The 21,390-nt window shown below is 70.5% G+C and carries 22 protein-coding genes; 11 read left to right on the plus strand and 11 right to left on the minus strand.

The features are described from left to right. Nucleotides 1-60: 60 nt before the first annotated feature. Entirely contained in the window at nucleotides 61-693 is a 633-nt protein-coding gene (locus QWU11_RS03890) for a cytidylate kinase-like family protein (RefSeq protein WP_290103592.1), read from the minus strand. Nucleotides 694-720: 27 nt separating this feature from the next. Continuing rightward, complete coding sequence (locus tag QWU11_RS03895) at nucleotides 721-1,644, minus strand: tetratricopeptide repeat protein (protein WP_290103593.1); 924 nt, start codon at nucleotides 1,642-1,644, stop codon at nucleotides 721-723. A 103-nt stretch (nucleotides 1,645-1,747) separates the two neighbouring features. Here QWU11_RS03895 and QWU11_RS03900 point away from each other — a divergent pair, with 103 nt between their 5' ends. Together QWU11_RS03900 and QWU11_RS03905 are read left to right on the plus strand one after the other, a co-directional pair. Further along, nucleotides 1,748-2,059, plus strand: coding sequence for a type II toxin-antitoxin system prevent-host-death family antitoxin (locus tag QWU11_RS03900; protein ID WP_290103594.1), 312 nt, complete (start codon nucleotides 1,748-1,750; stop codon nucleotides 2,057-2,059). After that, on the plus strand, nucleotides 2,056-2,448 hold the full coding sequence (locus QWU11_RS03905; protein ID WP_290103595.1) for a type II toxin-antitoxin system VapC family toxin: 393 nt from the start codon (nucleotides 2,056-2,058) through the stop codon (nucleotides 2,446-2,448). Before QWU11_RS03900 ends, QWU11_RS03905 begins: the two co-directional genes overlap by 4 nt. A gap of 37 nt (nucleotides 2,449-2,485) precedes the next feature. On the opposite strand, the gene QWU11_RS03910 is transcribed toward QWU11_RS03905, so the two are convergent. Together QWU11_RS03910 and QWU11_RS03915 are read right to left on the minus strand one after the other, a co-directional pair. After that, nucleotides 2,486-4,153, minus strand: a complete 1,668-nt coding sequence (locus QWU11_RS03910; RefSeq protein ID WP_290103596.1) for a methylmalonyl-CoA mutase family protein — start codon at nucleotides 4,151-4,153, stop codon at nucleotides 2,486-2,488. Nucleotides 4,154-4,233: 80 nt separating this feature from the next. Further along, nucleotides 4,234-4,740, minus strand: coding sequence for a MarR family transcriptional regulator (locus QWU11_RS03915; protein ID WP_290103597.1), 507 nt, complete (start codon nucleotides 4,738-4,740; stop codon nucleotides 4,234-4,236). 264 nt (nucleotides 4,741-5,004) lie between these two features. On the opposite strand from QWU11_RS03915, the gene QWU11_RS03920 reads away from it, so the two are divergent. Further along, nucleotides 5,005-5,688: an ATP-binding cassette domain-containing protein gene (locus QWU11_RS03920; protein WP_290103598.1), complete on the plus strand. Its 684-nt coding sequence runs from the start codon at nucleotides 5,005-5,007 to the stop codon at nucleotides 5,686-5,688. Next, on the plus strand, nucleotides 5,681-6,928 hold the full coding sequence (locus QWU11_RS03925; protein WP_290103599.1) for a hypothetical protein: 1,248 nt from the start codon (nucleotides 5,681-5,683) through the stop codon (nucleotides 6,926-6,928). The genes QWU11_RS03920 and QWU11_RS03925 overlap by 8 nt, the downstream gene beginning before the upstream one ends. 5 nt (nucleotides 6,929-6,933) lie before the next feature. Here the strand turns inward: QWU11_RS03925 and QWU11_RS03930 are convergent, their stop codons facing one another. After that, nucleotides 6,934-7,635, minus strand: coding sequence for a hypothetical protein (locus tag QWU11_RS03930; protein ID WP_290103600.1), 702 nt, complete (start codon nucleotides 7,633-7,635; stop codon nucleotides 6,934-6,936). A gap of 98 nt (nucleotides 7,636-7,733) precedes the next feature. Between QWU11_RS03930 and QWU11_RS03935 the strand changes: the two genes are divergently transcribed. The 3 genes from QWU11_RS03935 (at nucleotide 7,734) to QWU11_RS03945 (ending at nucleotide 11,050) form a co-directional block, all read left to right on the plus strand. Then, nucleotides 7,734-8,507, plus strand: coding sequence for a DUF2127 domain-containing protein (locus QWU11_RS03935; RefSeq protein ID WP_290103601.1), 774 nt, complete (start codon nucleotides 7,734-7,736; stop codon nucleotides 8,505-8,507). 56 nt (nucleotides 8,508-8,563) lie between these two features. Next, nucleotides 8,564-9,250, plus strand: coding sequence for a DUF4230 domain-containing protein (locus QWU11_RS03940; RefSeq protein WP_290103602.1), 687 nt, complete (start codon nucleotides 8,564-8,566; stop codon nucleotides 9,248-9,250). Between the two features lie 72 nt (nucleotides 9,251-9,322). After that, on the plus strand, nucleotides 9,323-11,050 hold the full coding sequence (locus QWU11_RS03945; protein WP_290103603.1) for a phosphatidylglycerol lysyltransferase domain-containing protein: 1,728 nt from the start codon (nucleotides 9,323-9,325) through the stop codon (nucleotides 11,048-11,050). Here the strand turns inward: QWU11_RS03945 and meaB are convergent. Both meaB and QWU11_RS03955 read right to left on the minus strand, forming a co-directional pair. Further along, a complete protein-coding gene (meaB, locus tag QWU11_RS03950; RefSeq protein WP_290103604.1) occupies nucleotides 11,035-12,006 on the minus strand; it encodes a methylmalonyl Co-A mutase-associated GTPase MeaB in 972 nt (323 codons plus the stop codon). The two genes, QWU11_RS03945 and meaB, sit on opposite strands and share 16 nt — an antisense overlap. Before the next feature lie 2 nt (nucleotides 12,007-12,008). After that, nucleotides 12,009-13,187: an acetyl-CoA C-acetyltransferase gene (locus QWU11_RS03955; RefSeq protein ID WP_290103605.1), complete on the minus strand. Its 1,179-nt coding sequence runs from the start codon at nucleotides 13,185-13,187 to the stop codon at nucleotides 12,009-12,011. Between the two features lie 85 nt (nucleotides 13,188-13,272). On the opposite strand from QWU11_RS03955, the gene mce reads away from it, so the two are divergent. From mce to QWU11_RS03970, 3 genes are all read left to right on the plus strand, one after another. Beyond that, on the plus strand, nucleotides 13,273-13,710 hold the full coding sequence (gene mce, locus QWU11_RS03960; protein WP_290103606.1) for a methylmalonyl-CoA epimerase: 438 nt from the start codon (nucleotides 13,273-13,275) through the stop codon (nucleotides 13,708-13,710). A 208-nt stretch (nucleotides 13,711-13,918) separates the two neighbouring features. Then, entirely contained in the window at nucleotides 13,919-15,244 is a 1,326-nt protein-coding gene (locus tag QWU11_RS03965; protein WP_290103607.1) for a DivIVA domain-containing protein, read from the plus strand. A 131-nt stretch (nucleotides 15,245-15,375) separates the two neighbouring features. Continuing rightward, nucleotides 15,376-16,956: an AI-2E family transporter gene (locus tag QWU11_RS03970; protein WP_290103608.1), complete on the plus strand. Its 1,581-nt coding sequence runs from the start codon at nucleotides 15,376-15,378 to the stop codon at nucleotides 16,954-16,956. 18 nt (nucleotides 16,957-16,974) lie between these two features. On the opposite strand, the gene QWU11_RS03975 is transcribed toward QWU11_RS03970, so the two are convergent. From QWU11_RS03975 to QWU11_RS03990, 4 genes are all read right to left on the minus strand, one after another. After that, nucleotides 16,975-17,760, minus strand: a complete 786-nt coding sequence (locus QWU11_RS03975; RefSeq protein ID WP_290103609.1) for an alpha/beta hydrolase — start codon at nucleotides 17,758-17,760, stop codon at nucleotides 16,975-16,977. Between the two features lie 180 nt (nucleotides 17,761-17,940). Next, nucleotides 17,941-18,651 (minus strand): alpha/beta hydrolase, encoded by a 711-nt coding sequence (locus tag QWU11_RS03980; RefSeq protein WP_290103610.1) that lies wholly within the window; start codon nucleotides 18,649-18,651, stop codon nucleotides 17,941-17,943. Nucleotides 18,652-18,661: 10 nt separating this feature from the next. After that, nucleotides 18,662-18,973: an ATP/GTP-binding protein gene (locus QWU11_RS03985; protein ID WP_290103611.1), complete on the minus strand. Its 312-nt coding sequence runs from the start codon at nucleotides 18,971-18,973 to the stop codon at nucleotides 18,662-18,664. Nucleotides 18,974-18,993: 20 nt separating this feature from the next. Next, a complete protein-coding gene (locus tag QWU11_RS03990; RefSeq protein WP_290103612.1) occupies nucleotides 18,994-20,628 on the minus strand; it encodes a 3-hydroxyacyl-CoA dehydrogenase in 1,635 nt (544 codons plus the stop codon). An 80-nt stretch (nucleotides 20,629-20,708) separates the two neighbouring features. On the opposite strand from QWU11_RS03990, the gene nucS reads away from it, so the two are divergent. Beyond that, nucleotides 20,709-21,368 carry an endonuclease NucS gene (gene nucS / locus QWU11_RS03995; RefSeq protein ID WP_290103613.1) on the plus strand — a complete coding sequence of 220 codons (660 nt, stop codon included), beginning with the start codon at nucleotides 20,709-20,711 and terminating at the stop codon, nucleotides 21,366-21,368. Nucleotides 21,369-21,390 lie beyond the last annotated feature (22 nt).

A 21,390-nucleotide genomic window follows, 5' to 3' on the forward strand; every position in this document is an offset into this window, starting at 1 on the left:
TCAGAGCTCGCCAGCAATGGTGTCACCACGAGACGACGCCCGGCCCGCCGGGCTGAATTTTCAGGGGATGGCGAGCGCGGCCGTCACGATGATGTCGGCACAGGCCGCCGCCGCCAGCCGCGTACTGTCGATGACCAGATCATAGAGCGCCGGATCGGTGGGATCAGCCCGGTAAAAGTGCCTAACGTACGCGTTGCGCGCCCGGTCATTGTCGTCCAGGAGGCGTTCGGCCTCCTGCGGGGAGAGTTCCATCGTCTCGCGGACGTTCGCCAGCCGCCGTTTCCGCGGGCCGTCGAGGCGTACGTGCAGCGCGGTGGGATGGCCGGCGAGCACGAGCTGGGAGGCCCGGCCGAGGATCACGCCGCCGCCGTGCTCGGCGATCTCCCTGATCACCTTCTCGGTGCGCAGGAGGAACTCCTCCGCGGGCACGACGCCCTGGTCGGACAGGTAGGAGTCGATGCCGCCGAGGCTGATGTTCGGCAGGCGGGCGGCGCCGGACAGGATCCGGCCGAGGCCGCGCTCGCTCCGGTCGTCGTGGGCGAGCGCCTCTTCGAGCGTGCACCCGATGTCGGCGGCGACGGTGTAGGGGATCGCCCGGTCGACGAACGGCGTGCCGAGACGCTCGGCGACCGCGGGGCCGATGACACTGCCCGCCGCGCCGAACGTCGCGGAGACCGTCACCACGCCGGCCATGACTGGATGATGCCCGTCAGGCGCGGATCAGAACAGCGCGGACGAGAGCCTGCGCCGCGCCTTCGCCACGCGCGGATCGTCGGGCGGCAGCACCTCGAACAGCGACAGCAGGTGCTTGCGCGCCGTGTCGCGCTCGTCGCCCGAGGTGCGGCGCACGGTGCCGATGAGCCGGTCGAACGCCTCCTCCACCCGGCCCTCGACCAGGTCGAGGTCGGCGACGCGCGCCTGGGCCGCGGCGTCGTCGGGCCGGTCGGCGGCGTCCTTGCGCGCCTGCTGGGGGTCGAGGCCCTCCACCCGGCGCTGCAGCTCGACCAGGGCCAGCCCGCTCTTGGCGTAGGTGTCGTTCGGCGTCGTCTCGAGGATCTTGCCGAACGCGCTCGCGGCCGCGTCGAGGTCGCCGCGCTGCAGGGCCGCCTCCGCCTCCATCTGCACGGGATCGGCGACCGGCTGCGCCTCGCCGCCCTCCTGTGCCTGGCCCGCACCCTCGGGCATCAGGCCCTGCTCGCGCAGCGCGTCGAAGAGCTGGTCCAGCACCTGGCGTACCTGCGGCTCCGGGGCGGCGCTGTTGAGCACCGGCAGCATCTGACCACCGACGACCGCCGCGACGAACGGGATGCCCTGCACGCCCATGCGGCTGAGCTGCTGGGCCAGGCCCGGGTTCGCGTCGATGTCGACCTTGGCGAGCACCCAGCCGCCGGCCGCCTCGTTCGCGAGCTTCTCCAGGATCGGGCCGAGCTGCTTGCACGGCTGACACCAGTCGGCCCAGAAGTCGACGAGCACCGGCACGTCGCGCGACCGGTCGATGACCTCGGCGTTGAACGTCGCATCGGTAACGTCGATGACGGATGAGGAGCCACCCGCGGGGGCCGGACGCTGCTGCGCCCTCTTCGCCGCGGCCTGCCGGGCGCCGAGGTCGACGGCGCCGTGCAACGAGAAGTCCGATGACGTCATGCGTCCATCCTGCCGCATACACCGGCGAATGCGTACGAGCGCCCGCCTGTTGGGGAGCGCATGTCCACGCCTGGGGTAGCACATGAAGTGCTACATTGGTCTCATGGTTGACCGCAGGGTCGCACGCATCGGCATCCGCGAGCTTCGCCAGAACGCGAGTGTCTACATCGACATGGTGTGGCGAGAGGGAGTGACTGTGGAAGTGACGAACCGTGGCCACCTGGCCGCCCGCATCATTCCGGTCGAGCAACCGGAGGACCCCCTAGCGGACCTGGTCGCCGCCGGCCTGGTCGAGCCCCTGGAGGATTCCGACGAGGGTCTCGACCTGCTCGACATCGTTCCCATGCCGCTGCCTCCCGGCGCGCCGTTGCCGAGCGAGGACATCATTCGCGAGCGACAGGAGCCGCCCCGATGATCTACCTCGACTCCTGCGCGCTCGTGAAACTGGCCATCGTGGAGCCGGAGTCCGCTGCGCTGCTGGCATGGCTCCGGAATGGCTCCGGGGCTCCGCTGCTGTCCAGCAGCGTGATCAGGGTGGAGGTTCCACGCTCAGTGATGCGCAGGCAGCCGGCCGCCATCCTTCAAGCGCGGACTCTCGTGGCGAAGACCCGGCGCATCCCGGTGACCAACGAGATTCTCGACACCGCCACGATGCTCCAGCCGACAAGCCTCGGTTCGCTCGACGCGATCCACCTCGCGTCCGCCTTCAGCGTCGCCAAACACCTCACCGCCTTCGTCACCTACGACAAGCGGCTGCTCGACGCGGCGAGCGCCGCGAATCTCCCGGTGGTCTCGCCCAACTGAGGTGCCTGCGGCGGGCCACCTCGGCGGTGGCCCGCTCTCAGAAGCGGGCGGGCTCGGAGTAGCTGCCCCACTCCTCGCGCAGCACGCCGCAGATCTCGCCGAGCGTGGCCTCCGCGCGAGCGGCGTCGAGCATGGCGGGGATGAGGTTCTCCTCCGTACGGGCGACCTCGATCATCCGCCTCAGCGCGGCGTCCACGGCGGCTTGGTCGCGGGAGGCCCGACGGGCGCCGAGGACGCGGTTCTGCTCGCGCTCCACCTCGTGGCTGACCCGCAGGATCTCCAGCGGCTCGTCGATGCCCTGCGTGTGGCAGTTGACGCCGACGATCTTCTTCTCGCCCTTTTCGAGCTGCTTCTGGTACGTGAAGGCGGCGTCGGCGATCTCGGCCATGAACCAGCCCTCCTCGATGCCGCGCAGGATGCCGCCGGTCATCGAGCCGTCCGGGCTCATGTCCTTGATCTTCGCGAAGATCTTCTCCGCCTCGGCCTCGATGCGGTCGGTCAGCTCCTCGACGTACCAGGAGCCGCCGAGCGGGTCCACGACGTTGACGACGCCGGTCTCCTCCATGATCACCTGCTGGGTGCGCAGGGCGATCTCGGCGGCCTTCTCGCTCGGCAGCGCCAGCACCTCGTCCAGGGCGTTGGTGTGCAGGGAGTTGGTGCCGCCGAGGACCGCGGCCAGGGCCTCCAGCGCGGTGCGCACGACGTTGTTGTCGGGCTGCTGGGCGGTCAGCGACACCCCGGCCGTCTGCGTGTGGAACCTCAGCCACTGCGCCTTGTCGGAGGTCGCCCCGTAGACGTCGCGCAGCCAGCGCGCCCAGATGCGGCGCGCGGCGCGGAACTTCGCGATCTCCTCGAAGAAGTCGATGTGAGAGTCGAAGAAGAACGACAGGCCGGGCGCGAACGTGTTGACGTCCAGCCCGCGCGACAGGCCCAGCTCGACGTAGCCGAACCCGTCGGCCAGCGTGAAGGCGAGTTCCTGTCCGGCCGTGGAGCCGGCCTCGCGGATGTGGTAGCCCGAGACGCTCAGCGGCTTGTACGCCGGGATCTCCGCCGCGCAGTACTCCATCAGGTCGCCGATGAGCCGCAGGTGCGGCTCTGGCGCGAACAGCCACTCCTTCTGGGCGATGTACTCCTTGAAGATGTCGGTCTGCAGCGTGCCGTCCAGGCCGCGGATGTCGGTGCCCTGGCGCTCGGCCGCGACGAGGTACATGCAGAAGATCGGCACGGCCGGGCCGGAGATCGTCATCGACGTCGTGGTGTCGCCGAGCGGGATGCCGTCGAACAGCACGTCCATGTCGGCGGCCGAGTCGATCGCGACGCCGCAGTGCCCGACCTCGCCGAGGGAGCGGGGCTCGTCGGAGTCGCGGCCCATCAGCGTGGGCATGTCGAACGCGACCGAGAGGCCGCCGCCGCCCGCGGCGAGGATCATCTTGTAGCGCTCGTTGGTCTGCCGCGCGTTGCCGAAACCGGCGAACTGCCGGATGGTCCAGGCGCGCCCGCGGTAGCCCGTGGGATAGAGCCCGCGGGTGAAGGGGAACTCCCCCGGCCAGCCGATCCGCTCGAACCTCGGGTCACCGGCCTGCGGGCCGTAGACCGGCTCCACCTCGGTCCCGGAGAGCGTCGTGAAGTCGGCCTCCCGGCGACGGGAGGCGTCGAACCGCTCCTGCCATCGCCGGCGGCCCTCTTCGATGTCCTTGCTGTCCATGGGCACGCTCCTCCGGTGTCTCCTCCCAAGATACTAGGACGTCCTAGTAATTGGGACCACCGGAGCCACGGAAGGATCCCTCAGTCCTGGAAGTCGCCCGCGGTCACGCGCAACGACCGCAGCACGTCGAAGATCGCGGTCAGGTCGTCCTCGTCGTACGCGCCGAGACCGAAGTCGGCGGCCATGAGGTCGCCCGTGGCGCGTTCGACCGCGCCCCGGCCGGCCTCGGTGATCTCCGCGAGCACGCCGCGCCCGTCGCGCGGGTTCGGGCGGCGCCGGACGTACCCCTGCCGCTCCAGGCGGTCGATGGTGTTGGTGACGCTCGTCGGGTGCACCATCAGCCGCTCTCCGATCTTGGACAGCGGCAGCGCGCCCCGGCTGCTGAACGTCAGTAGCACGAGCGCCTCATAGCGGGCGAACGTCAGCTCGTACGGGCGCAGCAGCGCGTCGAGCTCGGCGATGAGGATCGCCTGGGCGCGCATGATCGACGTCACCGCGAGCATGGCGGGCGAGCGTCCCCAGCGGCGTTCCCAGAGGTCGCCGGCCCGGGCGATCGGGTCGAAGGGGAGATTGAGCGGCTTGGCCACCTGGACACGTTAGCGCCTGCCGGCCGAGGGCCCGCGCAGTCTTCCGACATTTACCGACCTATATCTACAATTGCTTTCGCCGCACTCTTCGGATCATTGCCAGCGACACCGGCACCCACAACAACGCTGACAGTCATCACCAAGGCAAGTTATAGTTCCGTTGTCGGTGCGTGCGGCGACGGCAAAGGGAGACGTTGAGGCGGCCGTTCATCGGGCTGATCCGTTCCATCCTCGGGCGCGCACCGCGATTTCGGGGGGTAATAAATGATCGCGGACTTTTCCACGATCGTGGCACGGGGTATGGGAATCCGCCGCGGGGGGCGGTGGATCCTGCGTCCCACCACGTTCGGCATCACTTCGGGGGTGGTCGGCCTGGCCGGTCCGCCCTGCTCGGGCAGGTCGGCCGTGCTGGCGACCCTCGCCACGCTGCGCCGGCCCACCGTGGGCGCGCTGGAGCTGCTGGGGCACGACGTCACCGCGCCGTCCGGCCAGCGGGCCGTACGCACGCGGCTGGGCCTGTTGCCCGATCGGTTCCACTGGGCGGCAGGGGTCACCGTAGCCGAGTTCGTGGCCTACGCGGCCTATTTCAAAGCAACGCCCAGCCACGCCGTCAATGCGATTTTGGAACAATTTGAATTGACCGATGCCGCGGAATTGGAGATGGACATGCTGCCCGCCGATCTACGGTTGCGGGCGGGACTTGCGGCCACCTGTGTGCACCGGCCCGATCTGGTGTTCCTGGACGAACCACTGAGTTCCATCGCCGAGCCGGAGCGCGACGAGCTGATCGGATTGTTGCGCGGGCTCGCCCCGGCCGTCGTGGTGACGGCACCGGATCCGGCGGAACTCACGGGCTGGTGTGACCGGGTGTTCAGCATCGCCCGTGCACGCCTCATCGAGTCGTTGGAGGTATCCCGATCGTGGTCCCGGGTGCCGGCCGGTGTCTGACCTGGGGCGGGTGCTGCGGATCGATGCCCGCCGCACCGCCCCGTTCCTGGCCGTCCCGGCCCTGGCGCTGCTCGGTGCCGTGGCGGCCTGGCGGGCCCTGCTGCCCGGCGTCGCCTACTGGGACGACGCCGTCGCGGCGCTGTTCGCCTCGGTGCGCGTGCTCGGCCCGGCCTCGGCGGCACTCGCCGCCTGGATGGCGCTGCGCGAACACCGCCTGGGCTACCTGCGGGGGCTGAGCGCTCGCTCGCCGGCGCTCGGGCCGCTGCTCGACCTCATGCTGCTCGGCGTGGTCACGCTGGGCGCGTACGCCGCGGTGGCGATCGTCGTCGTGGTCAAGACCCTGCTCCACGTGGAGGCCGGGCACCCGCAGGCGCTCGGGCTGCTGGCCGGCGCCCTCACGCTGCTCGTCTACACGGTGATCGGCTATCTCGCCGGCCGCGTGGTGCCCCGGCTGCCGACGGTCGGGCTGGCCGCGGCGCTCACCTCAGTGTGGGGGCTCGTGCGCCCGGGCACCTGGACCTACCTCCTGCCCCCGCCGGGCGTCGAGCACATCCACCCGTTCGCCGGCCTGCGCACGGCTCTGCTCGCCGGGCAGGCGCTGTGGTCGTTCGCGCTGGGCACGCTGCTGGTCACCTGCTACCTGTGGCTGCTGACCCGGCGCGCGTGGCTCGCCCTCCCGATCGTCGCGGCCGCCACCGCCATCGTCTCCACGACCCTGTGGATCCACGCGCAGCAGCGCGCGCCGCTCGCGCCGCGCGCGTTCGAGTACTCCTGCCGCCAATGGCCGCTGACCGTGTGCGTGCACCCCGCGCTCCGTACGGCGCTACCGTCCCTGGAGGCGGCCCTGACGCCGCTCGCGACGCGGCTGAGCGGCACGCCGGGCAGCTTCACGAAGGTCGAGCACCGGCCCGACGGCGACTTCCCCCGGCCGGCGAGCGGCGTCGTCTACATCCACCTGGGGGATCTGTCGCCGGGGTATGAGCACCGGGCCGAGCAGGAGATCCAGATCAGCCTGCTCGACGGCCGTACCTGCGGCAACCCCGCCCACGCCGCGGGCGTCCGCTACACCGCGCTGGTCTCGGCCTGGCTACTGGACGAGGCGCCCCCGCGCCTGACGGACACGGTCGCCGCGCGCGACTTCGCCCGCTGGGTCGAAGTTCGGCGGCGCCACTGGCTGCGCATCCACTATCTGCGCTACCGCTCCTGCACCCTGCGCGCCCGCGACTTCCGCCTCGTGTGACCGGTTCAGGTCAGCACGGAGTGGATCTCGGCGAGGAGTCCGAGCACGTCCTCACCCGCCGCAGCGGCGAAGGCCGCCTCGACGGCTGCCGCGGCCCGCCCCCCGGTCAGCCACGCGACGACCTGCCCGTACGCGACGCCGTTCCGGTCCCAGAACGCGTCCGCGAGCCGCAGCCAGCCCGTCCACCGCACCTCGTGCAACACGAAGTCATGCAGGTGGCGCACCTCGCCGGCGGTCCTGAGCCGGCCCCAGCGGGCCAGGAACGGATCCAGGTCGGCCCCGGTCGCGCCCAGGCAGCACAGGACCGTGCCGACCGGCGGCTCGGCGGGATGACGGTCCAGCGTGCCGGCCCACCAAGCGGTCAGGAACCCCTCGATCGGCCCACGCTCGCCCTCGGCCCAGCCGCGCCAGCCCGCCGAGGCGAGCTTGCCGAAGACGATCGGCGGGTCCGGATGGCCGAACGCGTCCGCCCGCGCGCACTCCAGCAGCCGGGGCAGGAAGTAGCGGAACTCCTCGACGCCGCCCCAGGTGGTGAGCGCCTTCGCGGCGTACCGCGCGAGCTCCTCCGGCGGGAGCGCGCGCATCGGGCGGGCGAGCAGCGGGCGGTCCTCATCCGGGTTCACGCAGTGCGGGCAGCCCGTCACCCGCGCCGGGCGCCGTACGCCCGCGAACGCCTCGTAGACGGCATCGACCGTCGGCTCCGCCATCCCAGGAGCATGACGCCCCGCCAGGGTCGCCGAAAAGGGACGCGCTCAGTGATCACATGAGCATGACGCTGGTCCCCGATGTTGACTAAGGTCAGCCCGTGGACTGGAGCATGCTGACATGTGCCCGTAAGGGCCACATCACCTACGCACCGGACGAAAGCGCTCTGCGCGACCGGTTGCACGTGGAGACGCCCGCCGGTGAGGCGTGGCGTTGCCTGCGCTGCGGCACGTACGTCCACGGCGAGCCGCACGGGCACGGGCCCGCCGAAGAGGCGCCGCTCGTCCTGCGCGGACGCGAGCTGCGCGACGCCTTCCTCATGCGGTTCTTCGCGCTCGAGCGTGTCATCCGCGGTCTGGTGATCGCGGCGGCGGCGTACGGGGTGTGGCGGTTCTCCGCGCACCGCGGCTCCATCCAGAAGGTCTTCGAGAAGGACATTCCGCTCCTGAAGCCGCTGGCCGGCCAGATCGGCTGGGATCTGGACAACTCCCACATCGTCGAGAGCATCCGCCACGTTTTCGTGCTCAAGTCGAGCACGCTGACCTGGTTCGCCGTCGGTCTCCTCGCCTACGCTCTGATCGAGCTGATCGAGGCGGTCGGCCTGTGGCTGCTCAAGCGCTGGGGCGAGTACTTCGCCGTCGTCGCCACCTCGTGCGGCCTGCCGTTCGAGATCTACGAACTCACCGAGCGGATCACCGTCGTCCGCGCCGGCGCTCTGGTGATCAACGTCGGCCTGGTCGTGTATCTCCTGGTGTCCAAGCGGTTGTTCGGGATCCGCGGTGGCAAGGAGGCGTACGAGGCCCGTCGTCGTGGAGAGTCGTTGATCGAAGTCGAACAAGCAGCGGTCACCCCGCACGCCGAGACAACAGGGTGACTTCTCGGCTTTATGGGGAATAGCCGGGGGTGAGCAACCTCCAGAGGTGATGCGAAATGTCGCACTCGGACACAACCGAGGACACACAGATATCAGAACGTCCGCGCCGGCCCATCCTGCGCGCCATCGTGGTCGTCATCGTGGTCATCGCTCTCGTCTACGCGGGACTGCAGGCAGTGCACAAGCTTCCGCACTGGCTGAACCCGTTCGGTGAGACCACCAAGGACCGCAGCGCGCCCGTCGTGCTGAACTCCATCCAGAACCTGTCCCGCTACGAAGCTGCGAGCGGCAACTACCAGGTCGTCGTGGACCTGGAGAAAGACGCGAAGTTCCTGCCCAGCGCCCTGCGCGGCGAACGCACGCTGTTCGTCGGCAACGGGAGCGTGGACGCCTACGTCGACTTCTCCCACATCGGCAACGGCGCCCTGACCGTCGACAAGGCCCACAACACCGTCACCGTGCGCGTCCCCCACGCGCAGTTGGAGAAGACCAACCTCGACCCCAAGCGCAGCTACGTCTTCGCCCGCCAGCGCGGTCTGTTCGACCGCTTCGGTGACTTCTTCAGCTCCAACCCCAACCAGCAGCAGCAGATGTACGTGCTGGCGTCGCAGAAGATCCAGGACGCGGCGAACTCCAGCGGGCTCGCTCAGCGTGCTGACACGAACACGCAGTCGATGCTCACGAACATGTTGAAGGCTTTGGGCTTCAAAACAGTTACCGTGACCTTTGCCACATCTCCCTGACTTTCGGCAAAGGATCACCGGGGGAATACCACACCAGAAGGCGTGGTTGGGGACGAGTCGGGGTGATGTGCTGTGTCCATCGCAGCAGAGGCAGCAACGGTTGCGGACGAGTCGGCCGGGCGACCGACCTGGCCGTTCGCGCTACCCGTCGCGGCGGCGGCCGTCGCCGTCGGCCTACCCGCACTCGTCCCCTCCCTTTCCGACCGCCCGGCCCGGCTGCTGGTGGGCGAGCCGTTCCCCGGGGGCCAGGAGCTGCTGCTCGCCCTGATCCTGCTGGCCTCGGCGCGTGGGCTGCTGCTCCGCCGCCGGGTCGCCTACTGGGTCGTCCTGACCCTCACCGTGCTGTCCGCCCTCGACGCGCTCGACGCCCGAGACCCCGGACGCGTCCTGATCCTCATCACAGCGGCGGTCGCGCTCGTCCACTACCGGCACGAGTTCGACACCGTCCCGAGCCGGTACCGCGTCGCCGTACGCACCGGGCTGATCACGTACGGGGTGGCGATCGGGTACGGCCTCGCCGTCATGATCGCCCAGCGCCACCACATCACGCCGAGCCCCGGCGCCGGTGAGGCCGGCAAGGAGATCCTGGCCGGGCTGAGCGCCTCGGGGACCAGCCCCCTGCACTTCGACGGCTCGGCCGACCGCTGGTTCGCGGCCAGCCTCGGCATCCTCGGCGGCGGCGGCCTCCTCGCGATGCTCGTGGCCCTGCTGTCCCCCGCACCCGCGCCGCCTCCCGGCAACGACGAGGAGCGCGCCGAGGCCGCACGCCTGGTCGACGCCGACGGCTCCGACACCCTGGCCCCGTTCCTCCTGCGCGGCGACAAGTCCTATGTCTTCAGCCGCGACCGGCACGCCGTCATCGGCTACCGCGTCCTGTTCGGCGTCGCCGCCGCGGGAGCCGACCCCGTCGGCGACCCGCGCTCCTACGCCGACGCGGTCGCGGAGTTCGCCTCGCTCGCCCGCCGGTCCGGCTGGCGGATGGCCGTGCTCGGCGCCCGTGCCGACCTGCTGGAACTCTGGGCCCCGTACGGCATGCACTCGATCGGGATCGGCGACGAGGTGGTGCTGTCGACCGGCGAGTTCGGGCTCAGCGGCCGGAGCATGCGCAACGTACGCCAGGCGGTGCGGCGCACCCACAACTTCGGCGTGACCACCGAGGTCGTGCCCGAGGGCGGCCTGAGCGAGACGGACCGTACGCTGCTGCGGGCGCTCGCCACCGACGCGATGGGCGGCGTCGAGGAGCGCGGCTTCTCCATGAACATGGACGGGCTGCTGACCGGTCGCCACACCTTCCCGGTGCTCGTGGTCGCCCGTGACGCCGACGGCGATCCCGTGGGCTTCCAGAGATACCTCCCGAGCGCGTCCGGCCGCCGCCTGTCGCTCGACGCGATGCGCCGCAAGCCGGGCTCGCCCAACGGGCTCAACGAGCGCATGATCGCCGACATCATGGCGTACGCCGCCGAGCAGCGGGTCGACGAGGTCTCGCTCAACTTCGCGGCGTTCCGCGAGCTGTTCGAGACCGAGGACCGCGGCCCGATCGAGCAGGGCACCTACCGCGTGATCCACCTGCTCGACCGGTTCGTGAAGGTCGAGTCGCTCTACCTGTTCAACCGCAAGTTCAAGCCGCGCTACATCGCGCGCACGGTGATGTTCCCGTCGTGGGCGAGCCTGCTGCCGATCGCGGTGGCGCTGCTCACGCTGGAGTTCGGGCACTGGCGCTCGGGCGCCGGCGAGCCGGTCGGCCGCACCGAACACGCGACCGAGGACTCTTACGCGGGGTTGCGCTATCCGGGCTGGTGACCGGGGTCGGTGAGACCTTCGACCAGCTCGTCGGCCGCGGTGTAGGGGTCGCAGGACCCGTCCAGGACCTTCTCGGCGAGCACGTCGAGACGCTGGTGCCCGTGCAGGTCGCCCATGCGCTCGCGCAGCGTCGTGACGGCGATCGCCTCGATCTCGTCGCGCGCGCGGGCCCGCCGCCGGCGGCCCAGCTCACCCGAGTCCTCCATCCAGGACAGGTGCCTGCCGAGCTGCTCGACGACGTCGTCGACGCCCTCGTCCTTCACCGCGACGGTCGGCACGATCGGCGGCTTCCAGCCCCCGGTCTCGGCCAGCGCGACCATGTTCCGCAGGTCGCGGATGGTGTGCTGGGCGCCGTCCCGGTCGGCCTTGTTCACCACGAAGACGTCCGCGATCTCCAGGATGCCGGCCTTGGCCGCCTGGATGGAGTCGCCCATCCCGGGTGAGACCAGCACGATCGTGGAGTCCGCGAGCGAGGCGATCTCCACCTCCGCCTGGCCGACCCCGACCGTCTCGACGAGGACCACGTCGCAGCCGGCCGCGTCGAGCACCCGGATCGCCTGCGGCGCGGCCCACGAAAGCCCACCGAGATGGCCACGGCTGGCCATCGACCGGATGAAGACGCCCGAGTCGGAGGCATGGTCCTGCATCCGCACCCGGTCGCCGAGCAGGGCGCCCCCGGTGAACGGCGAGGACGGGTCCACGGCCAGCACGCCGACCCGCAGGTCCTGGCGGCGGAAGGCGCGGACCAGCGCGTTGGTGGACGTCGACTTCCCAACGCCCGGCGCGCCGGTCAGGCCGACGACCCGCGCCCGGCCGGCGAGGGGGTTCAGCGCGGCCATGACCTGGCGGAGCTGCGGTGAGGCGTTCTCGACCAGGGTGATGAGCCGCGCGACCGCGCGCGGCTCGCCCTTGCGCGCCCGCGCGACCAGGTCCTCGACGTCGGCCTTGCGCGCCACCCTCAGACCTTCAGGATCAGGGCGTCGCCCTGGCCGCCACCGCCGCAGAGCCCGGCCGCGCCCACTCCGCCGCCGCGACGGCGCAGCTCGTACGCCAGGTGCAACGCGATGCGGGCGCCGGACATGCCGATCGGGTGGCCGAGCGCGATCGCGCCGCCATTGACGTTGACCTTGCTCTCGTCCACGCCGAGGTCGCGCATCGACTGCACGCCGACCGAGGCGAACGCCTCGTTGATCTCGATGACGTCCAGGTCGCCGACGTCCAGGCCCTCTTTGCCGAGCGCGTGCTTGATGGCGTTGGCCGGCTGGGACTGCAGGGAGTTGTCCGGGCCGGCGACGTTGCCGTGCGCGCCGATCTCCGCGAGCCAGGTCAGGCCCAGCTCCTCCGCCTTGGCCTTGGACATCACGACGACCGCGCAGGCGCCGTCGGAGATCTGGGACGAGGACCCGGCGGTGATCGTGCCGTCCTTGCTGAACGCCGGCCGCAGCCGGCCGAGCGACTCGGCGGTCGTGTCGGCGCGTACGCCCTCGTCCGTCTTGAAGACGACCGGCTCGCCCTTCCGCTGCGGGATCTCGACCGGCACGATCTCGTCGTCGAACAGTCCGTTCTTGGCGGCCTCGGCGGCGCGCTGGTGAGAGCGGGCGGAGAACGCGTCCTGCTCCTCGCGCGAGATGCCGAGCTCGGCGTTGTAGCCCTCGGTCGACTCGCCCATGGAGACGCCGTCGAAGGCGTCGGTGAGCCCGTCGTGCGCGGTCGCGTCGAGCACCTCGATCGAGCCGTACTTGTAGCCGTGCCGCGACTTGGGCAGCAGGTGCGGCGCGTTGGTCATCGACTCCATGCCGCCGGCCACGACGACGTCGAACTCTCCGGCGCGGATGAGCTGGTCGGCGAGGGCGATCGCGTCAAGGCCCGACAGGCACACCTTGTTGATGGTCAGCGACGGGACGCTCATCGGGATGCCCGCCTTGACGGCGGCCTGGCGGGAGGGGATCTGCCCGGCGCCCGCCTGGAGGACGTGGCCCATGATGACGTAGTCGACCTGGTCGCCGGTCACGCCGGCGCGCTCCAGCGCGGCCTTGATGGCGAGGGCGCCGAGGTCCACGGCCGCGAAGCCCTTGAGGGAGCCCAGCAGCCGGCCGATGGGCGTACGCGCCCCGGCGACGATAACGGATCCGGCCATAAATTCAGACCTCCACTAACCGGTCGGCACGACGTTTGCCAACATACCCACACGGGGACAGTGCACTTCCTGGGAGGGCCAAGCCATGCTCACACGCATCGACCACGTCGGGATCGCCTGTCACGACCTCGAGGAGAAGATCGCCTTCTACGAGACGACGTTCGGCCTGGTGGTGGCGTCACGCGAGGTCAACGAGGCGCAGGGCGTCAAGGAGGCCATGCTGCACGTCGCCGACGGCCCGTCCGGAGCCTCGTACGTCCAGTTGCTGGAGCCGCTGGGCGCGGACACGCCGGTGGGCAAGTTCCTCGCCAAGCGTGGCGAAGGCGTGCACCATGTCGGCTACGGTGTGGACGACGTCGCGGCAGCCCTTGAGGCGATCGGTGCCAAGGACGTGCGCCTGCTGGACGAGCGCCCCCGTCATGGGTCGATGGGAGCGTCGATCGCGTTCCTCCACCCGAAGGACGTCGGAGGGGTGCTGACCGAGCTTGTACAGGCAGCGCAGGGTGACCGCAAGGCCAGGTAGGGCCATCACGTGCCCGAAAAATCACAAGAAATAAGACAATGCACCCAGGGCGTCCCGTTGAGCCCCCAACACAGCAGTGTCCGGAGTACGCTGCTGTCGCCGGAAGTGGTCCAGCGCGTGCAGTACCCCGTAACACGCCGTATCCGCATGGCCATGATCTGGCATCTCCACCACTTGTAGCCGTCTCGTCACAGCAGGATTGAGCCTCATGCAGTCCGACATCGACGCCCAGCTCAGTAACTTCTTCGAAGACACGCCCCCACGCGAGTTCGACGTGGTGCTTCGCGGCTACGACCGGCACCAGGTCGAAGAGCACATCAAGCAGCTTGACAACGAGGTCCGGCAGAGCCGCGAGCAGACCTCGGCGATGCAGCGCGAGCTTTCCGACGCGCACCGCCAGCTGCAGGAGCAGGAACGACCGACCTACTCCGGTCTCGGCGCGCGCATCGAGCAACTGCTGCGCCTCGCCGAGGAGCAGGCCACCGAGCTCGTGCAGGCGGCCCGTTCAGAGGCCAACGAGATCAAGGCCGCGGCCAAGGTCGACGCCGCCGAGCACCGCGCCACCGCCGAGAACGAAGCGGCCGAGCTCCGCGCCACCGCCCAGCGCGAGGGCGAGGACATGCGCAACATGGCCGAGCGCGAGGCCGAGGAGGTGCGCACCGGAGCCCGCCGCGAGGCCGACGAGCTGACCTCCACGACCGAGCGCGAGGTCGCCAAGCTGCGCGCCACCGCCGACCACGAGGTCGCCGAGAAGCGCGCCGCCGCCGAGCGTGAGATCGCCAAGCTCCGCACGACCACCGAGCGGGAGGTCGCCCAGCTGCGGGCGTCCACCAAGCGGGAGCGCGACGAGATCCTCACGACGGCCAAGCGCCAGGCCGACGAGATGCGGGCCCAGGCCCAGCGCATCCTCGAGGAGAGCGAAGCTCAGCGGGCGCAGGCCGAGGGCGAGTTCGAGATCCAGCTCGCCGCCCGGCGCGAAGAGGCCGAGCGGCAGGACGCCGAGCGTCACTCCGCGGCGCAGAACGCCACCCAGAAGCTCGTCGCCGAAGCCGAGCAGCGGGCCGCCTCCGCCGAGCAGCGCGCCACCAAGGCGACGCAGCAGGCCGAGCAGACCCGCCGCGAGGCCGACAGCCACGCCAAGCAGCTGGTGGCCAACGCCCGCAAGAACTCCGACTCGGTCATCGCCGAGGCGAAGGCCCAGGCCGAGCAGCTCCTGTCGGACACCAAGTCCGAGGCCGAGCGGATGCGCACGACCGCGCAGCGCCAGGTGGACGAGCTCACGCGCCAGCGCGACAGCATCACCAGCCACCTCAACCAGCTGCGCCAGCTCATCGGCGGCATGCAGTCCCCGCTGGGCGGTGGCGCCGGCGGCGACGACGCGCTCGCCGCTCCCCCGGAGAAGCCCGCGCTCGCCGCCGCCGAGCCGAAGTCGGCTCCGGCTCCGCAGCAGCAGCAACAGCAGCAGCCGAAGGCGGCCCAGCAGCAGTCGCAGCCGCGCAAGAAGGATGACGACGACGACTGGTGGCAGGAGTAACCGGGAGCACACTCCGCGAATAAAGCGGGCAATCCCGCAATAAAAGGCGAGACGGCGGAAAGCCTAGAGGCCATGGTGCCTCTAGGCTTTTTGCCATAATTTGAGGCAGATCTTTAAGGGAGGTGGCGGGAGTGCCTGACAAACCCCCAGCACATGACGACCGGCGCGCGGACAGAGGCCTTCTCGCCCGCGACCGACGCTTGGCGGAGGAGGCCGACGATTCGGCCGAACCCGCGTCGGATGATTCGAATGCCGAGGACTCAGAGTCCGACGCCCCAGACGTACCTGCGGCGGAGAATTCGAACGCGGACGGCTCCGGTACACCGGTCCCGGCGGCGCGGGTCTCGTCCGAGACCGAACGGAACGCCGAGGACGCGAACGGCTCCGAGTCCGATGGCTCGCGTACGGCCGAGCCGGGCGCGGAAGGCTCCGGGGCTCCGGGTGCGCCCGCGGCCGGGCGTACCGCGGACGGTTCTGAGTTCGTCGGATCGCCGACGGCCGAGTCGGGTACGCAGGACTCCAAGGGCGGCCCGGTCGAGGTGATCGAGACCGAGAGCGGCGCGGTCGTGTCGGTTCCCGGTGGGGTGGCCGGGGCGGATCCGATCACCGACATGAAGGCGCGTGAGCGTGAGGCCGGGGTGGACGAGGCGTTCCCCTTCGGACGTCCCGGGCGGCCGCTGACCAAGAGCCACCCGTTCGTCTTCGGCTTCTACGGGGCGCTCGGCGTGCTGGCCGCGTACATGCTGGTCCAGGCCTTCCTCAACGCGCGCCAGGTGATCATCCTCATCATCGTCGCGCTGTTCCTCGCCGTCGGGCTCAACCCCGGCGTCGAGGCGCTGGAGCGGTTCGGCATCTCCCGGCGGTGGGCGGTGCTCGTGGTGTTCCTCGCCCTGGTGGGGTTCTTCGTCGGGTTCGGCTTCGCCATCGTCCCGCCGCTGTCACAGCAGACGACCGCGATCATCCATAACCTGACCAGCGGAAACGGCTATCTCGAACAGCTCCAGCGAAATCCACGATTGCAGGACTGGGACCACCGCTACCACCTGCTGCAGAAGGCGCGGACCGCGCTGCAGAGCAAAGATCTGGGCACGCGTGCGGCCAACGGCGTCGTCGGTGTCGGACAGGTCGTGCTCAGCGGGGTGTTCAGCACGCTGACCGTGCTGATCCTCACGCTGTACTTCCTCAGCTCGCTGCCCAGCATCACCGGCTTCATGTACCGCCTGGCGCCGCGGTCCCGGCGCGCGCGGGTCGCCCTGCTCGGCGACGAGATCCTGACCCGGATCGGCGGATACGTCGCCGGCAACCTGCTCATCTCGCTCATCGCCGGGGTGACGTCGTACATCTTCCTGCTGATCGTCGGCGTGCCGTTCGCGCTCGCGCTCGCGTTGCTCGTGGCCATCACCGACCTGATCCCCCTGGTCGGCGCCACGATCGGCGCGATCTTCGTCACCGCGATCTCGTTCTTCTCCGGCTTCTGGGTGGGGATCACCACCTTGATCTTCTTCGCCGTCTACCAGCAGGTGGAGAACTACATCGTCCAGCCGAGGGTGATGAAGCGCTCCGTCGACGTGCAGCCCGCAGTGACGATCATCGCGGCGCTGATCGGCGGCGCGCTGCTCGGCGTGATCGGCGCGCTCCTGGCGATCCCGGCCGCCGCCGCGGTGGCGCTGATCCTGCGTGAGGTCGTGATGCCCCGGCAGGAGCAGTCGTGACCCGGCCGGCCCGTACGCTCAGCGGAGCGTACGGGTCAGGGCCGCGCCGAACTCGGTGACCGCGTCGTTGAAGAGCTGCGGCTGCTCGACCGCGGTGAGGTGACCGGATCCGGGGATCATGATGAGCTCGGCGTTCGGCAGGGCCTCGGCCATCCGCCGCGCGTCCTCCTCGCTCACGATCGTGTCCTCGGCTCCCTGGAGGATGAGCGTCGGCGTGCGGAAGTCCGCGAGCGCCTCGGTCGAGTCCGGCCGGGCGGCCATCGCCCGCTGGGCCCAGGCCGCGGCGAGCGGGGGCGTGGACTGTACGAGGCCGCGGACCCGTCCGTAGACGAGGGCGCGCTGGCGCATCGTGGTCGGGCCGACCAGCCGGGGCAGGAGATCGTCGAGGAGCACGCTGACGCTCTCTTCGGCCTCCAGCCGCTCCGCGGTGCGGATGCGCGCCTCACGCGCCCCGTCGGCGTCCGCGGTGGCCTTCGTGTCGGCCAGGACCGCGCCGAGCACGCGCTCGGCGTGCCGCCGGCAGAACGCGAGTGTGACGTACCCGCCCATGGACAGGCCGCCGACGATCGCGCGCTCGATGCCCAAGGTGTCCAGCAGGGCCGCGACGTCGTCCGCCATCGCGTCGACGGACGGATCGTCGGCCCCGAGTGGGGATCCGCCGAATCCCCGCAGGTCAGGTGTTATCACCCGGAATCGCGCCGCAAGACCTTCCCGCTGGGCCAACCACATGGCCGACGACAGCGGAAACGCGTGCAACAGTACTAACGGCGTCCCACCACCGACGTCGCGGGTGTACAACTGCACGGCGCCCCTCCCCCTCGATACGGCACGAACCTCCCCAGCCCGGTACACACCGGACCACGCACATCGTCACCCGTGATTCCCGTCCTGCCGATACCGTGGCCGTGATCGGTCTCGGACGTTTAGCCGGAGTGAACCTCTGGGAGGACGGCTCCTCCCGTACCGCTTCCGCAGGGCCGGAGCCTACGAAACCTCAGTGGGCAGCGGATACGCCTCGGGCACGACGTGCTTCACGATCTCGTTCAGCACGATCCGGACATAAGGCTCACCGACCCACAGGTGTTTCGCTCCGTCGACTCCGATCACCTCCGCTTGGGGTACCCGTTTGAAGCGCTCGCGCGCCTCCGGCGGCTGGAGATAGTCGTCGCGTTCGGGCACCAGCGCGACCAGCGGCCGGCCGAACTCAGCCCAGGCGTCGAGGTCGTCGTCGGTCGCCCGGTGAAGCGGCGGCGACAGCAGGATCGCGCCCTCGACGAACGGGTCGCGCCCCCACCGTAGCGCCAGTTCGGTGCCGAACGACCAGCCGAGCAGCCACGTGCGCGGGAGATCGTGGTACTCCGCCCACTCCAGCGCCGCCGCCACGTCGTACCGCTCGGTGTCGCTGCCGCCGAACTCCCCCTCGCTCGTCCCGCGGTCACTGCTCGTCCCCCGCGTGTTGAAGCGGAGCACGGCCAGCCCGGCGAGCGCCGGCAGGCGGTAGGACGCCTTGCGCAGCACGTGGCTGTCCATCATGCCCTCGGCGGTCGGCAGCGGATGGAGGCACACGAGCGTCGCCACCGGCGGACGGTCCTCCGGGACCGCCAGCTCGCCGACGAGAGTGAGCCCGTCGGCCGTCTGCAGCTCGATGTCCGTACGGCGCGCGGGCAGCACCGTGCTCGCCCGGATCTCCGCCATCGTGGTCCTCTCAGTAGCGCGGGCCGCGGCGGGACCGCTGGATGTTGGGCATGCGGCGCAGCCGGTTGTCCCAGCACGGCCGGTGCCAGTGGCGCCGGTCCTCCGGGCCGCCGCCCTCGGCCGGCCACGCGACGACGTGGCCGACGCCGGGCGGGATCTCCTGGTCGCATCCGGGGCAGCGGTACGCCTTGGGCGCGCCGACCGCGGGACGTACGATCCACTCGCCGTCAGGCCCTTCCTCGGTCCGCTGCGGACCGCCGAACGCGCTCTGCCCGGTTTCCCGTTGCATATCGCGTGTACGGCGGTTTTTTCGCGGACTCATGCGGATCAGGGTATGTGTCGTCAGCGGAACGTCCCACCTGCGGTCCGGAGCCGGTCCAGCAAGGGAGCGGGTGCGAACGCGGGCTCGCGGTATTCGGCGTAGAGCGCGCGCAGCACCTCGACGGCGTGGCCGAGCCCGATCCGGTCGAGGTCGGCGATCGGGCCGATCGGATACCCGCAGCCGTACGTCATCGCGGCGTCGATCGCGTCCGCGTCGGCGTAGCCGGCCTCCAGCAGGCGGACGGCGTCGTTGAGGTAGGGCACGCGGAGCGCGTCGACGATGAACCCGGCGCGGTCCGCGGAGCGTACGGGGTGCTTGCCGAGCCTCACGAGGTGGTCCTCGGCCCGCGCCAGCACGTCCGGGCCGGTCAGCACGGTGGGGACCAGCTCGACGAGCTCGCCCTCGGGGTCGGGCAGGTGCAGGCCCACGACGTCCTGCGGCCGGTCGGTGGCCATGGCCGGCTCGATGACCGGCGTGGTCGCGACGGTGGTGGCGAGCACGGCGCTCTCGCGGGCGACGTCGCCGACGGCGGCGAGCAGCGAGCGTTTGACCGCGAGGTCGCCGGCCACCGCCTCGACGACCAGGTCGCGGTCGGACAGCAGCGCCAGGTCGGTGCCGCCGGCGGCCTTCTCCCCGACGGCGTCGCGTACGGCGCGCACCTTGTCGTCGTCGTCGGCGACGAACCGTACGTCGGCCCCGGCGCGGAGGGCGGCCCGGATGATCGCGATCGCCAGGGGCCCGGAGCCGGCGACACCGACGCTGGGCGCCTCCACCGTCTCCGGTCCGGTCTCGGCGGCCGGCTCGTCGTAGGTGTAGAAGCCCCGCCCGGTCTTGCGCCCGAGCAGCCCGGCGGTGACGAGCCGCCGCAGGATCGGCGCCGGGGCGTGCCGCCGGTCGCGCGTCTCCCGGTGAATCGCCTCGCAGACCTCCAGCGAGACGTCGAGCCCGATGAGATCCATGAGCGTCAGCGGGCCCATCGGAAGGCCCGCCGCCTTCATCGCGGCGTCGATGTCCTCGCGGGTGGCGTGCCCGGAGTCGTACATCGCGGCGGCCTGGTTGAGGTAGCCGAACAGCAGCCGGTTGGCGATGAACCCGGCCCGGTCGCCGACCGTGACCCCGACCTTGCCGAGCCCGCCGACCAGGTCCTGTACGGCGCGGAGCGCCTCGGGCCGGGTCAGGACGGTGTGGATGATCTCGACGAGCCTCATGACCGGGGCGGGGTTGAAGAAGTGCACCCCGACGATCTGCGCGGGCCGGTCGGTGGCCGCCGCGATCTCGGTCACGGACAGGGAGGAGGTGTTCGTGGCGAGCACGGCGCCCGGCCGGCAGACCTTGTCCAGTTCCTCGAAGACGCGGCGCTTGAGGTCGAGCCGCTCCGGTACGGCCTCGATGACCAGGTCGCAGTCGGCGAGGGCGGCGAAGGAGGTGTCGAGCGCGACGCGGCCGAGGATCGCCTGCCGCTCGGCTTCGGAGAGCCTGCCGCGTCGCACGGCCCGTCCGGTGGACTTCTCCAGGTGCCCGCGCCCGCGCTGGAGCGCGTCGTCGTTCACCTCGACCCCGACGACGTCGTACCCGCCGCGGGCCAGCACCTCGGCGATGCCCGCACCCATCGTGCCGAGCCCGACGACTCCCACCCTGCTCAACGAAGCGCTCATGCTCCGAAGTCTCCCAGAGCGCCGATCCGGACCCGGCTTTCGCCTGATCGGCCGTCCACGTACGGCTAAGGTGGGCGACCGTGCGTCTCGTCATCGCCCGTTGCAGCGTCGACTACGTCGGCAAGCTCACCGCCCACCTGCCCATGGCCCCGCGGCTGATCCTCATCAAGGCCGACAAGTCGGTCTCGATCCACGCCGACGACCGGGCGTTCAAGCCGCTCAACTGGATGAACCCTCCCTGCATCCTCAAAGAGGAGGAGGGGAAGTGGACGGTCACCCACGGCAAGTCCGGCGAGCAGCTGATCCTCACGATCGAAGAGATCATGCACGACTCCAGCCACGAGCTGGGCATCGACCCGGGCCTGCAGAAGGACGGTGTGGAGGCGCACCTGCAGGAGCTGCTGGCCGAGCACATCACGACGCTGGGCGCGGGCTGGAAGCTGATCCGCCGGGAGTACCCCACCGCGATCGGCCCGGTCGACATCCTCTGCCGCGACGAGACGAGCACGACGGTCGCGGTCGAGATCAAACGGCGGGGCGAGATCGACGGCGTCGAGCAGCTCACCCGCTACCTGGAGCTGCTCAACCGCGATCCGCTGCTCGCCCCGGTCAAGGGCATCTTCGCCGCCCAGGAGATCAAGCCCCAGGCCCGCGTCCTGGCCACGGACCGCGGCATCGGCTGCGTGACCCTGGACTACGACGCCCTGCGCGGCATCGAACGCGGCGGCACGCTGTTCTGATACCTGCCGGAAGCTGACAGGT

Origin of the sequence: Actinomadura sp. DC4, assembly GCF_030406325.1 — a bacterium.
Taxonomy (GTDB): Bacteria; Actinomycetota; Actinomycetes; order Streptosporangiales; family Streptosporangiaceae; genus Actinoallomurus.